Consider the following 13335-nt stretch of genomic DNA (forward strand, 5'->3'; position numbering starts at 1 on the left):
CAGCCGCCTGCCGACTCTACTTGCAATATACGATACCTGGTTTACTATCAGCGGGTGTGAGCGATGCCTGGTTTGGTGGTTGCCGGGGTATCTCACGACGATTCCCGTTTGACCCGAGCGACCGGAGACCGATGAGATGAATAATAGATATAACAAGCTCAAGCATACCCTGACCCTGGCCAGCTGCTGCCTCGCCGCAGCCCCCAGCCTGGCCCAACAAGACGCGACGGTACGCACCCAGGTACTGGAAGAAGTCGTTGTCACCGCACAGAAACGCCAGGAAAGCCTGCAGGAGACGCCGATTGCAGTCTCCGCCTTCGACATTGGTGCGCTGCAGCAAATAGGCGTCGGGGAGCCTGGCGATGTTGCCCTCTATACGCCCAACCTGGAGATCCGCAAACCGCCGGGCAGCTCCGATAATTACGGCTACAGCATGCGCGGCATGTCCTCCACCGACCCCTCCCTGTTGACCGAACCGACTGTGGGCCTGTACGCCGACGGTGTCTATATCGCGCGGATATCCGGAGCGTCGTTCGATACCGTCAACCTCGAGCGCATAGAGGTCCTGCGCGGTCCCCAGGGAACCCTGTACGGGCGCAACGCCATTGGTGGTGCCATCAATCTGGTAACACGCAAGCCCGGTGAAGAGTTTGGCTTCAGCCAGAAACTTTCTGTCGGCAACTATGACTACTTCCGCAGTGAAACCTCGGTCGATACGGGGATGTATGGGGACTTTGCCGCGACCCTGTCCTACACCCACTGGACCCGGGAAGGCTGGCTCGACAATTCCGAGGCAGACAACAAACTGGGGGAGACCAAAAAGTCCGAGGCGGCGCGGTTCGCTCTACGCTGGCAACCGAACGACGCCCTGACCGCGGACTATGTATTCGATTATTCGGATCGGGACAGCAACGGTGCCATTGTACAGCTGGTTCATATCCGGCCCTTCCAGGCAGGCCTGGGCGGCCCGATCTATGCCCAGGCCGCGGCGGTGGCTTCGCCGCGGCGCCAGAGCAGCCTGCCCATGCCGTTTTCGGATACGGCAGCCAACTGGTCAACCATCAGGGGCCATGCCCTCACCGTGGAATGGGCCAGCGACAGCTTCACCCTGAAGTCCATCACCGCCTATCGCGACTGGGATTCGGGAACAACAGAAAACGAATACGGCAGCTTCCCTTCAGACGGGGTAAACGTGCTCAACGGGATGGGCGGCGTTATTCCCGCAGGTGAGTATGTCCCGCTGTTTATCGCCAGCCGCGACAGCAAGCAGGACCAGTTCACCCAGGAGTTCCAGATGCTGGGCACGGCGCTGAATGAGCGCCTGCAATACACTCTGGGCCTGTATTACTTCGAGGAGGAAACCTACGAGGACAACCCACAGTCTTTCGTGCTACCCGCCATTTTTGCCTATGGTGGACTGGATCAGGGGACGCAATCCTTCCTCTGCCAGGACCCGACCTTTGCCGACCCACTGGCCTGTTTCGGCAAGGATACCTTGCTCGGAACGCCCGTGTTTGTCTACGGCGCTGACAACGACTCAGTGGCGGCCTACAGCCAGTTGACCTACGCTGCGACTGAACAGGTGGATGTCACCGTGGGCCTGCGCTATACCCGCGACAACAAGACCGCGTTCCTGCGCAATTCGAACATTCAGCGCAATGAAGGCATCGAAGAAGTCGTTGGCGATGACTCCTGGTCCAATGTGACCCCGGCTCTCACCGTCAGCTATGCACCGAGTGACACGCTTAACACCTATTTCACTCTCTCCCGGGGGTTCCGCTCAGGCGGCTTCAATGCCCGTGCCGCAAGCTCCAGCGCCTTCGCCACACCGTTCGACGAGGAGAACGTAACCTCCTACGAGTTGGGGGTGAAGTCCGACCTGTGGCAGCAAAAGCTGCGGCTCAACGCGGCCCTCTTCCACTATGTCTACGAAGACAAGCAGGTAACCCAGTTTGAGGCTGGCTCCGGTGGCGCCTCGTCCATTATCGCCAATGCCGGGAAAACGGAAGCCATGGGCGTGGAGCTCGAGGCCGCCCTGATTCCCGTCACCGGGCTGTTGCTGAAGGCCAGTTACGGCTTCATAGACAACGACATCAAGGAGTTCGACACCACGCCCAGCAATCCGGTGACCGGCGTCGGGAGTGGCACGGAAAACGTCGATATCTCCGACATAGCCGAGACGATCCATACACCGCGGCACAATGCCAGCCTGATCGCCGAGTACACCTTCGAGCCATTCTCTTTCGGCCAGCTGGTGTTGCAGGCGGATGCCTCCTACAACAGTGAGCGCTATTTTCACCCCATCAACAACCTGTACGACTCCGCGGGCAAGCAGACGCTGATCAACGCCCGCGCAAGCCTGACGAATATCGAGGTCGGCTCCGGTTCGCTGCGTGTCTCTGCCTGGGGCAAGAATCTGGCGGACAAGGGCTATCGGGAATGGGGCATTGATTTCGGAGCCCTCGGCTTCGCCACCGACTCGTTCATCTTGCCGCGCATGTACGGGCTGGATGTCGTCTACGAGTTTTAACCATACACCTACGGAGCGTAAAAATGCAGGGAAGCAACAATCCCATCAATACCCCGGAGCAGCGCCAGCATGAACTACTGGCGCTGAGCTATTATCAGCACCCGGACATCGTCGCCGCCCGGGAGCAGGTGCGCGAGTTCTGGCTTGAGCACGCGGCTCCCAGCGCAACCATGCGCAGCTGCTTCGACTGGGCCTTCGAGGAAGTGATGTTCGGTGCCACGGTGTGGGCGCTGAACCAGGACCCGCTGTACCCGAAGGTCATTACCATCAGTCGGCTGCCCCACCGGCTCGCTGGCCAGGACATTCCCGGCAGCCGCTGGGGGATCGACAACCCCGACTCTATCTACCGGGTAATACCGGTGAGCCACGAATATCGCTACCTGATCCGCGGCCGGGTCGCCGAGCAACGGCTGGTGGAAAACTACTTCACGCTGTGGGGGCCGGAGATGCAGACCCTCGGCCTGCTCGATGGCAAGGACCTGGTGGTCGACGCCGACGGGCGCTTCGAGGTGACCGTGGACGCCAGCGCCGCGGATGGACGCCGCAACCATGTGCAGACGCCCCCCGGTAGCCACGAGTTCTATATTCGCGATGTGATTGCCAACTGGGGCTCTGATCGGGCCAACGAACTGTCGATCGAATTGCTGGAGCCCGCGCCCCCGCGTCAGCCCTTCAGCGAGGCGGAGAACCTGGAGCGGGTCAAGACCTACATGCAGCGCTGGGCGGAATCCACCACCCGCTGGAACCGGCAGGCAATGGACGGCCCGGTCAACGCCTTCGAGTTCACCATCGACCGCGACAGCGACGGTGCCCTGCGCAACCAGATTTATATCATGGGTTATTTCCGGCTGCCCGACCCAGACACCGCCATGGTGCTGGACGTCAACCTCGGTGGCGCCGACTACTTTATCGCGCCCATCACCAATATCTGGGGTACCAGCAACCAGATCACCGACCGCACCGGCTGCCTGAACCGGCACCAGTCCCGCGCCAATCCGGACGGGACCTACACCTTCGTCCTCAGCCTGCGGGACCCGGGTGTGCATAACTGGCTGGATCCTTCGGATCTCGACGAGGGCATCCTGACCCTGCGCTGGGCAGAGTTCGCCGACGGCACGCCCGGCGCCGACCTTGGCGTGCGCCAGCGTCTGGTAGCGCTGAACCAGCTGCAACAAGAGCTGAGCGGAAAACATCACTGGCTGACACCCGGGGAGCGGCAACAGCAGTTGGAAAAAAGGGCACAGAGTTACGCCTGGCGGCTGGAGGAATAACATGCCGACGCTAAAAGACTCTGTCTGGCTCATCTCGGGCTGCTCCACCGGTTTTGGCCGGGAGATCGCGCTCGCTGCGCTGGAGGGCGGCGCCCTGGTCGCGGTAACCGCGCGCAACCCGACCTCGGTCGCGGACATCTGTGAACGTTTTCCCGAGCAGGCGATTGCCCTGCAACTTGATGTCGGGTCTACAGAGGACATTGCAGTCTGTGTCGCCGCCACGCTCGCCCGTTTTGGCCGCATCGACGCGCTGGTCAACAACGCGGGCTACGGCTATGTGGCAGCCATCGAGGAGGGTGAGGAAGACGCGGTGCGCGCCTTGTTCGATATCAACTTTTTCGGCGCCCTGGCACTGACCCGCGCCGTGCTGCCGGTGATGCGTCGCCAGGGCAGCGGCCACATCATCAACAATTCCTCCCAGGCCGGCATCATGGCCAACCCGGGTACCGGCTACTACAGTGCCTCCAAGTATGCCCTGGAAGGCTTGATGGAGGCACTGCAGAAAGAAGTGAGCCCCCTGGGCATCCGCGTCACCTCGGTGCAACCGGGCGCTTTCCGCACCGATTGGTCGGGCCGCTCCATGCAGCGCTCCGGGGTCAGCATCGATGACTACAAACATGTGCATAAGCGACTGGACATGATTGCGGCCATCGACGGCAAGCAGCCGGGCGATCCAGTGCGGGCGGCGCAGATTTTCGTCGACCTGTACACTATGCCGGAAGCACCGGCACAACTGGTGCTGGGGGCAGGAGCCCTGGCGACTTACCGGGATAAACTGAGGGACGTCAGCGCCGGGCTGGATCGGCTGGAAACGCTCACCACGGCGGCCGACTATCCCGCCGCTTAAGCCTGTAGCCTTACCGATAACAAGAGGAGTCACGATGCGACCGACCACACTGCGTCTGGGTACACTCGTTGCAGCAACCGCACTCGCTGCCGCAGGCGCGGCTGCTGAAGCCCCCGCCGACAATGCAAGCTATTCACCCTGGCAGGGCCAGGACTACCCCAACCAGGTATTCTGGGGCGACACTCACCTGCACACCTCGGTCTCCCTGGATGCCAACCTGTTTGGCGCCCGGGACCTCGGGCCCGAGCACGCCTACCGCTTTGCCCGCGGCGAAACCGTAACGGCTACCAACGGCATGCAGGCCAGGATCAACCGGCCGCTGGATTTCCTGGTGGTATCGGACCACGCCGAGTACCTGGGTATCATGCCCCTGATCCGCGCCGGCGAGCCCGCGATTCTCGAAAACGAAACCGCCCGGAATTGGCGCGAGGTGCTCACTGCCGGTGATGCTATCGGCTTCGGGCGCATGATGCTGGACATCGGTGCCTCGTATGCCGCGGGCAGCCCCCTGGTTACCCTTCCCGACTCGCTGCCCTCCCCCTGGGAGGAAAACAACCGCATTGCCGACGAGGCGAACACGCCCGGCATATTTACCGCCTTTGTCGGTTTCGAGTGGTCGTCGATGCCCGACGGCAATAACCTGCACCGGGTGGTCGTGCTGCGCGACGGCGCCGACCGGGCCAACCAGGTCACTCCGTTCTCCGCCTTCGACAGCGATGATCCGGAAGCGCTCTGGCGCTATCTGGCAGACTACGAAGACAGCACCGGCGGCCAGGCCCTGGCCATTCCCCACAACAGCAACCTGAGCGGCGGACTGATGTTCGCACCGAGCACCTCCAGCGGCGCAGCGATGAGTGCAGACTACGCCCGCGAGCGCATGCGCTGGGAGCCGCTGATTGAAGTCACCCAGATCAAGGGTGACAGCGAGGCCCACCCGCTGCTGTCGCCCACCGATGAATTTGCCGACTACGGCACCTGGGACCAGTTCAATATCGACATGAGTGACCCCCAGCAGGACAGCATGCAGCGCTACCAGTACGCACGCCCTGCCCTGCAGCTGGGGCTGCAACTGGAACAGCGGATCGGGGTGAATCCCTTCCAGTTCGGGATGATCGGCAGCAGCGACTCGCACACCGCGCTGGCCGCGGTAGAGGAAGACAACTACTGGGGCAAGATGGTGACCCATGAACCGTCACCGGATCGCGCCAGCAAACTCTGGGGTATCCCGGAAGCCGAAATGAACAGCGCCATGCAGCTCGCATCCGGCTACGCCGCCGTCTGGGCAATGGAGAACACGCGGGAGGCCCTGTTCGATGCCATGCGCCGGCGCGAGGTGTATGCCACCACCGGGCCGCGTATGCGGGTCCGCTTCTTCGGCGGCTGGGAGTACACGGCGGATGATCTCGCCGGGCCCCACCCTGCCCTGCGCGGTTACCAGAAAGGTGTCCCCATGGGCGGGGAACTGCCGTCGCCAGCCGCAGCCGGCAAGGCACCCGTGTTCATGCTCTCCGCGCTCAAGGAGCCGGACGGCGCCAACCTGGACCGGATCCAGGTGGTGAAGGGCTGGGTGGACCGCTGGGGTGAGCCCCGGGAAAAAATCTATGACGTCGTCTGGGCCGGTCAGCGCCGCAGGAATGAGGCGGGCAAGCTGGAAGCAGTTGGCGACACCGTCGACCTGGCCCGCGCCAGCTATGCCAACACGATTGGCGATGCCGAGCTGGCGACGGTGTGGACCGACCCCGATTTTGACCCCTCCCAGCCGGCCGTCTACTACGCGCGGGTACTGGAGATTCCAACCCCGCGCTGGACCCTGCACGATCAGGTGCGACTGGATGCCAACATCCCACCCGGCACCGAGCTGGTACACCAGGAGCGCGCCTACACCTCACCGATCTGGTACCGGCCTGCACCCTGACCCTGCCTGGCCGGCGCGGCGGGTGCCGGCCCAGGGCCTAACTCCTGGCAGCGGTCTCCAACTTGGCCAGCATATCGGCGTAGATGCCCTCCAGCATGGCCTGCCCATCGGCCTCTTCTATCCCCTCCGGCTTTGCCTCACAGCGCCAGTGAGCCAGGGTCCGTTCGCCGTTGTCCAGCGACTCGAGCGCAACCGAGGCGCGGTATTCGCTGACCGGCATCGGCATCTTCGGAATGGTGTAGCTGAATGAGCGGCTCGCGGCGTCCATGGATTGCAGAACCTCGTCGATCGGATCCATGCCGGTCATGTGAATGCGGCGGGTCATGCCGATGCCGCTGCCGATAACCTCGATCCTGTCCCAGCCAGGGTACCAGTCCAGATTGCCGAAATTCTCCAGCAGCTCCCAGACCTTGCTCACGGGGGCATCCAGCTCCTTTTCTATGTTGACCTTGATCATCAGACTGCTTCCTCACTTGGATAGTTGGTTTTACGGCTGGTTGGTTTGGCGGAGGCCGTTTGTTGCCCGGCGCGGATCAGCCGCCCCGGCAGGGCGCCGGTGGGGACGCCATCTGCCATGATGACTTCCCCGGAAACGATGGTGTAGCGGTAACCGCTGGCACCCTGGAATACGCGGCGGCCACCGGCCGGCAAATCGTAGATCACCGCAGGCGTGTCAATCGCCAGGTGCTCCAGGTCGATGACGTTGATATCCGCCTTCATTCCCGGCTCCAGCGTGCCGCGATCGGCCAGGCCCATGCAGCGCGCGGTGTCGTGCGTGTGCATCCGCACCGCCTGTTCGAGACCGATGCGGGCGCCGCGCGTGCGGTCGCGCACCAGGTAACTGAGCAGCCAGGTGGGGATACTGGCATCCGCCAACACGCCGCAATGGGCCCCGGTATCCGCCAGGCTGATCACCGCGTTCTGGTCCGCCAGCATCTGCATCTGCCGGTCCAGGTTGCGGTTGTCATAACCAAACAGCGGGCAGTACAGCATGCGCTTGCCGTTGTTCTCCAGCAGCGCGTCGTAGGCGAACTCGGCGGGGGTTACCCCGGCCTGTTGCGCCCGGTATTCAATGCTGTCCTCACGGGCGGGCTCATAATCGGGCTGGTCATCCAGCACGTACAAGTTGTCAAAACCGGTGGCGATCTTGTCCATGATGTCGTGGCCCAGGTGCGGCGGCGTTTCGCTGACGATGGCCTGGCGCACCGCCGGCTCGCGCAGCTGCTGCAGGCGCGCTTCCGGGTCCAGCCCTGCCAGCGGCGCGTAGGCCTGGTGGAACATGAACGGATTGACCGTGCCCTCCCAGCCCATGAGAATATTGACCGGGCGCGCACCGACATGGGGGATCAGACGCGCGCCCTCGGCACGGGCGTCCTGCACGTACTGCAACTGCTTGAGCACCCGCGGCCAGTCGTCCTCGGTGCGGTAGAACAGGACGAAGTTCACCTGACAGTTGTTGTCGATGGAGAGGCGCTTCATCCACGCCATCTCCTCTTCCCAGTTGCTGAAATCCGACACCAGGCCGTAGATGCCCTGGCCGGTCTCGCCGATCACCTTGCCGATGCCCAGCAGTTCGCTGGCGTCGGCGTAGGTGCCGGGCATGACTTCACCGTTGCGGGTGGTGTGCAGCTGGGTGCGCGACGTGGTGAAGCCTACCGCGCCCGCGGCCAGGCCGTCGCGGACAATAGCCGCCATCTGCCGGATGTCATCCCCGGTGGCGGGCTCATTGTTCACCCCCCGCTCGCCCATGACATAGGTTCGCACCGCACAGTGCGGCACCTGGGCACCGATATCGATGGCCCGGGGCATACGGTCCAGGGCATCCAGGTACTCGGGGAAACTCTCCCACTCCCAGGTGATCCCTTCCGCCAGGGCGGCGCCGGGGATATCTTCCACATCCTCCATCACCTCGATCATGCGCTGGCGTTCGGCAGCATCCGGCTTGCAGGGCGCGAAGCCGACGCCGCAGTTGCCCATCACCAGGGTAGTGATGCCGTGGTTGGAGGCCGGGCTGCAGTACGGGTCCCATGTGGCCTGGCCGTCCATGTGGGAATGCGTGTCCACCCAGCCGGGCGCCAGCAGCAGGCCGGCGGCATCGAGCACCCGGTGGGCCTCGCCGGATACTTCGCCCACGGCGGCGATGCACCCGTCGACAATGGCCACATTGCCCGTATAGGCGGGCCGGCCAGTGCCGTCAACAATTTTCCCGTTACAAATCAGCAGATCGTACAAAGGGCCATCCTCCAGTATTTGCTTATCCTTTTTGTGCTCACCAGACTAGTGCAATCATTGCCCGCTGGAAAGTTTCCCGGCCCGGGAAGCGTCGCCAGCGGCTGCGGAATCAGCCATTGGTCCAGCCAGTTAGCCTTGCCAAGGAGCACAATCCGACCATGCATCTGCTGCCATCTTACAGCGCCCTTCTCGCGGTGCTGGCCTGCGCCACCCTGCTCCCCGCCTGTGGCAGAGACACGCCCGCCACGGCGACGGTGGCGCTACCCGCAGCCCTGCTGGAAACTCACGGCGGCTGGCCGCACTATGGCGGCGATCTGGGAGGCACCCGCTTCTCGGCGCGGGAACAGATTACGCCAGCCAATGTAGACCAGTTGCAGCTTGCCTGGACCTATAACAGCGGCGACCTGGCGCCCGAGTCCTTCCCCGACAGCTTCAACAGCCCGGCGATGCAGGTAACACCCATCCTCGCCCAGGACACACTGTACCTGTGCTCCCCGCGCAACCGGATCATCGCCCTGGACCCGGCCACCGGCAGGGAGCGCTGGCACTACGCTGCCGACCCCGAGTTAAGCGGCCTGTACAGCGTGACCTGTCGCGGCGTGGCCTACCATGCCGATCAGGAGGCAGCGCCCGGGCAGGCCTGCGCTGCCCGCATCGTCGCCGGCACCCTGGACGGGCGCCTGCTGGCCCTGGATGCCAGCAGCGGCAAGCCCTGTGACGAATTCGGAATTGACGGGGAGGTCGACCTGAAGGCGGCGCTGGGCGATGTAGGCCCCGCGGAATACGCATTGACCTCCCCGCCGCTGGTGGTCAATGGCAGCATTGTGACCGGCGCCCACGTGGCTGACCTGCGCCGCGGCGGGGTCCCCAGCGGTGTCATCCGCGCATTCGACGCGCGCAGCGGCGCCCTGCTCTGGGACTGGGAGGCGGTATTGCCGGAGCAGCAGCTGGCGGATAGCTATACCCCCGGCAGCCCCAACGCCTGGGCGCCGCTCTCTGCCGACGCAGAAAGAGGCCTGGTGTTTATCCCCACGGGCAATCCAGCAGGAGACTATTACGGCGGCGAGCGGGACGGTATCGACGCCTTCGGCAGTTCGGTGGTGGCGCTGGACAGCAATACCGGGGAGCGGGTCTGGCACTTCCAGGCTGTGCACAATGACGTCTGGGACTACGACATGCCCTCACAGCCGGTGCTGTTCGATTTCCCGGGGCCGGATGGGCCCATCCCCGCACTGGTGCAGGCCACTAAAATGGGGTTGCTGTTCGTGCTGAATCGGGAAACTGGCGAGCCCCTGTTTCCAATCGAGGAGCGCGCGGTACCCCAGGGCGGGCCGGCGCCTGAGGCCCTGTCCCCGACCCAGCCCTGGCCGCTGCTGCCAGAGCCCCTGCACCCGACGGAGCTCACCGAGGAGGACATGTTCGGCTTTGCCTGGTTTGACAAGCGGGCCTGCATCAAACAGTTCCGCGAATTGAATTACGAGGGCCTTTACACCCCGATCAGCACCCGGCCGACCCTGGTGTACCCGGGCTTCATGGGCGGCAGCAACTGGGGCAGCGTGAGCTGGGACCCGGTGCGCAAGCTGCTGCTGGCCAACACGTCCCGGGTGCCCGCGATCATTGAACTGATACCGCGGGAGGTTGCCGAGTCGCCGGAGTTTGCCGAACGTGTGGAACCGCAGCTGGACACACCCTATGCCGTAAAGCGCCGCCCCTTCCTGTCGCCGCTGGGCGCTCCCTGCAACCGGCCACCCTGGGGCGTACTGACGGCCATCGACATGACCAGTGGCAAGAAAGCCTGGGAGGTTCCTTTGGGTAGCACCCGCGACCTGGCACCCTTCCCCCTCTGGCTGGACCTGGGAGTGCCGAACAGCGGCGGCTCCCTGGTCACCGCCAGTGGCCTGACCTTTATCGGCGCAGCTACCGACAGTTACCTGCGGGCCTTTGCGACCGAGACTGGCGCAGAACTGTGGAAAGCCCGGCTGCCGGCCGGCGGCCACGCCACACCGATGACCTACACTCTCGCCGATGGCAGCCAGTATGTGGTAATCGCCGCCGGCGGCAACCGCATGCTGGGCTCGAAGATGGGTGACGCGCTGGTGGCGTTTCGCCTGCCGTAGCGGGCGGCTATTTCTGGTCGAAGTCCACCACGATGCGCTCAGTGATGGGGTGCGCCTGGCAGGTAAGGATGAAGCCCTGCTCGATCTCGCCGGGCTCCAGGCCATGGGTGATGTCCATGTCCACCTCGCCTTCCACCAGCTTTGCCTTGCAGGTCGAGCAGACGCCGCCCTTGCAGGAGAACGGCAGATCCAGACCGTGGTTGAGACCGGCGTCGAGGACGTTCTCGCCATCGGCGGCCAGGCTGAACTGGCTGCCGCGGCCGTCCATGACGATGGTCACTTCGCTGGCCTTGCCGGCGTAGTCACGCGCCCGGGCATGGTGCTTGGCGATGACCGCCTCGGCATCCTCCGCCGAGGAGGCAAACAGTTCGTAGTGGATGTTTTCCTCGCTGACCCCGACGCTGCGCAAGCCGCGGGAAACCTCTGAAATCATCGACTCCGGGCCACAGATAAAGTACTCATCGTAACTTTTCAGGTTGATCAGGCGGCGGTTCAGCTCCCCGCCCTTGCGATTGTTCAGGCGGCCGTTGAGGATATCCGCGCCCTGGTCTTCCCGGCTGAGGATGTTCACCCAGTGCAAGCGGGTCAGGTAGCGATTCTTGAGAAAGCTCAGCGTCTCGCGGAACATGATGCTGTTGGCGCGCTGGTTGCCGTAGAGCAGCGTTACCCTGCTTTCCGGTTCCTCCGCCAGGATGGAGCGGATATTGGAAATCACCGGCGTAATGCCACTGCCAGAGGCAATGAACAAATAGTTGCGCGCCCGCCCGGCGTCCAGCGGCACAAAAAAGCTGCCCTGGGGCGGCATCACTTCCAGCGTGTCTCCGGGCTGCAGGGTATCGTTGGCATAGTTGGAGAACAGGCCGCCTTCGACGCGCTTGATCGCCACCTGGGGGGCAGGATCGTGGACGCCGGCGCAGATCGAGTAGGAGCGCCGCACGGGGACACCGTCCAGGTTTTGCTGCAGGGTCAGGTACTGGCCGGGCTGGAACTCAAAGCGCTCGCGCAGTTCTGCCGGAACCGCAAAGCTCACCTTGATGGCGAGATCGGTCTCGGGTTCGACACTGGTAACCTTCAGGGGAAAGAATTGCATGTCTGCCATGGGCTGTTCCTAAATGGGCTTGAAGTAGTCAAAGGGCTCGGCACAGCTGTTGCACTGATACAGCGCCTTGCAGGCCGTGGAACCGAATTCACTGAGCTTGCGCAGGTCTTCCGAGCCGCAGCGCGGGCAGCGGATCACCGCCGCCACATCGGCGCTGCCGCAGCCCGGCGGTGCTATGCCCCACGCTCGCAACTTCTCCTGCGCGGCGTCAGTCATCCAGGTGGTGGACCAGGCCGGGGACAGCCGGGTCTCCACCCGCACCTGATCGTGGCCGGCGGCGTGCAACGCGGCGACCACGTCCTCTTCCATCACGCTCATTGCGGGGCAGCCGGAATAGGTCGGTGTAATGGTCACCACCACCGTCTCGTCGCGCTGCTCAATTTCCTGCAGCACGCCGAGTTCCCACAGGCTGATTACCGGGATTTCCGGGTCCTTGACCTCGTCCAGCAGGTCCCAGAGCTCCGGCACAGCCGACTCTACCCGGCGCTGCCGCCGTGCATACTCCTCGGCGGGCAACGCCGGTATGCGGTTATCCACCGTCACCACGCGCTCACCATTCCAGGCCGGGATAGGCGCGCTGCATGAACTGCAGGTCGCTTAGCATATGGCCCAGGGATTCCGTGTGAATCCCCTGCCGCCCGCCACGTACCGACCAGTCCGCCTGCGGCAGCTCAATGGTGGCTTCTTCCAGGGTGGCTCGCACCGCGGCTTCCCAGTCCGGTCTCAGTGCCGCGCTGTCGACGGCAACACCCGCTGCGACCAGAGAGGTTTCCAGCGCGTCCAGCTCGAACAGCTCCGGGGTATAGCCCCACAGATCATCCACCGCGGTTTGCAGGCGACAGTGGCTTTCCGCCGTGCCATCGCCGAGGCGCAGCATCCAGTCGCGGCTGCGGCGCAAATGGTATTTCGACTCTTTCACGGCCTTGGCAGCGATACCTGCCAGCCGCTCATCTTCGGACTCGAGCAGCGCCTGCATGAACGCCAGGGCGTACTCGTCCACCAGGTACTGGCGCGCCATGGTGAAGGCGAAGTCGCCCCGGGGCAGTTCGTGCAGCAGCAGGTTAGTGAACTCCCGGCAGTCGCGCAGGTAGGCAAAACTGTCCTCGCTGCGGCCGTCACCGCTCAGTTCCGCGGCGTAACTGTAGAACATCCGGGCGCGGCCAATATAGTCCAACGCGACATTGGTCAGCGCCAGATCTTCTTCCAGAAACGGGCCATTGCTGCACCACTCTGAAAGACGGTGGCCCAGCACCAGGGCATCGTCGCCGAGGCGAACAGCGTACTGCAGGACGGCTTCATTCGAATCGGTAGCGGTCATGTCAGC

10 protein-coding genes are annotated in these 13335 nt (G+C 63.7%); 5 read left to right on the top strand and 5 right to left on the bottom strand.

Features of this window, described 5'->3' with window-relative positions:
- Positions 1-136: 136 nt before the first annotated feature.
- The 4 genes from Q6D67_RS09340 to Q6D67_RS09355 are packed head-to-tail and all read left to right on the top strand — an operon-like array spanning position 137 to position 6563.
- Positions 137-2530 carry a TonB-dependent receptor gene (locus Q6D67_RS09340; protein WP_304705335.1) on the top strand — a complete coding sequence of 798 codons (2394 nt, stop codon included), beginning with the start codon at positions 137-139 and terminating at the stop codon, positions 2528-2530.
- Between the two features lie 23 nt (positions 2531-2553).
- Positions 2554-3801: a hypothetical protein gene (locus tag Q6D67_RS09345; RefSeq protein WP_304705336.1), complete on the top strand. Its 1248-nt coding sequence runs from the start codon at positions 2554-2556 to the stop codon at positions 3799-3801.
- A gap of 1 nt (position 3802) precedes the next feature.
- Positions 3803-4648, top strand: coding sequence for an oxidoreductase (locus Q6D67_RS09350; protein ID WP_304705337.1), 846 nt, complete (start codon positions 3803-3805; stop codon positions 4646-4648).
- A gap of 34 nt (positions 4649-4682) precedes the next feature.
- Positions 4683-6563 (top strand): DUF3604 domain-containing protein, encoded by a 1881-nt coding sequence (locus Q6D67_RS09355; protein ID WP_304705338.1) that lies wholly within the window; start codon positions 4683-4685, stop codon positions 6561-6563.
- A gap of 37 nt (positions 6564-6600) precedes the next feature.
- On the opposite strand, the gene Q6D67_RS09360 is transcribed toward Q6D67_RS09355, so the two are convergent.
- Positions 6601-7020, bottom strand: a complete 420-nt coding sequence (locus Q6D67_RS09360; RefSeq protein WP_304705339.1) for an SRPBCC family protein — start codon at positions 7018-7020, stop codon at positions 6601-6603.
- Positions 7020-8795 carry an amidohydrolase family protein gene (locus Q6D67_RS09365; RefSeq protein ID WP_304705340.1) on the bottom strand — a complete coding sequence of 592 codons (1776 nt, stop codon included), beginning with the start codon at positions 8793-8795 and terminating at the stop codon, positions 7020-7022. The genes Q6D67_RS09360 and Q6D67_RS09365 overlap by 1 nt, the downstream gene beginning before the upstream one ends.
- A 158-nt stretch (positions 8796-8953) precedes the next feature.
- Between Q6D67_RS09365 and Q6D67_RS09370 the strand changes: the two genes are divergently transcribed.
- Entirely contained in the window at positions 8954-10912 is a 1959-nt protein-coding gene (locus Q6D67_RS09370) for a pyrroloquinoline quinone-dependent dehydrogenase (protein WP_304705341.1), read from the top strand.
- A 7-nt stretch (positions 10913-10919) separates the two neighbouring features.
- Here Q6D67_RS09370 and paaE read toward each other — a convergent pair whose 3' ends face one another.
- The 3 genes from paaE to paaC are packed head-to-tail and all read right to left on the bottom strand — an operon-like array spanning position 10920 to position 13329.
- Complete coding sequence (gene paaE, locus Q6D67_RS09375) at positions 10920-12011, bottom strand: 1,2-phenylacetyl-CoA epoxidase subunit PaaE (protein WP_304705342.1); 1092 nt, start codon at positions 12009-12011, stop codon at positions 10920-10922.
- A gap of 9 nt (positions 12012-12020) precedes the next feature.
- Positions 12021-12557 (bottom strand): 1,2-phenylacetyl-CoA epoxidase subunit PaaD, encoded by a 537-nt coding sequence (gene paaD / locus Q6D67_RS09380; protein ID WP_304705343.1) that lies wholly within the window; start codon positions 12555-12557, stop codon positions 12021-12023.
- A gap of 4 nt (positions 12558-12561) precedes the next feature.
- Complete coding sequence (paaC, locus tag Q6D67_RS09385; RefSeq protein WP_304705344.1) at positions 12562-13329, bottom strand: 1,2-phenylacetyl-CoA epoxidase subunit PaaC; 768 nt, start codon at positions 13327-13329, stop codon at positions 12562-12564.
- Positions 13330-13335: the final 6 nt, after the last annotated feature.

This window comes from Haliea sp. E1-2-M8 (assembly GCF_030649675.1).
Classification (GTDB): domain Bacteria; phylum Pseudomonadota; class Gammaproteobacteria; order Pseudomonadales; family Halieaceae; genus Haliea.

Bases quoted from the DNA above. Each gene is read 5' to 3' on its own strand.
- Q6D67_RS09340 (WP_304705335.1), top strand. From the start codon at position 137: ATGAATAATAGATATAACAAGCTCAAGCATACCCTGACCCTGGCCAGC.
- Q6D67_RS09345 (WP_304705336.1), top strand. From the start codon at position 2,554: ATGCAGGGAAGCAACAATCCCATCAATACCCCGGAGCAGCGCCAGCAT.
- Q6D67_RS09350 (WP_304705337.1), top strand. From the start codon at position 3,803: ATGCCGACGCTAAAAGACTCTGTCTGGCTCATCTCGGGCTGCTCCACC.
- Q6D67_RS09355 (WP_304705338.1), top strand. From the start codon at position 4,683: ATGCGACCGACCACACTGCGTCTGGGTACACTCGTTGCAGCAACCGCA.
- Q6D67_RS09360 (WP_304705339.1), bottom strand. From the start codon at position 7,020: ATGATCAAGGTCAACATAGAAAAGGAGCTGGATGCCCCCGTGAGCAAG.
- Q6D67_RS09370 (WP_304705341.1), top strand. From the start codon at position 8,954: ATGCATCTGCTGCCATCTTACAGCGCCCTTCTCGCGGTGCTGGCCTGC.
- paaE (WP_304705342.1), bottom strand. From the start codon at position 12,011: ATGGCAGACATGCAATTCTTTCCCCTGAAGGTTACCAGTGTCGAACCC.
- paaC (WP_304705344.1), bottom strand. From the start codon at position 13,329: ATGACCGCTACCGATTCGAATGAAGCCGTCCTGCAGTACGCTGTTCGC.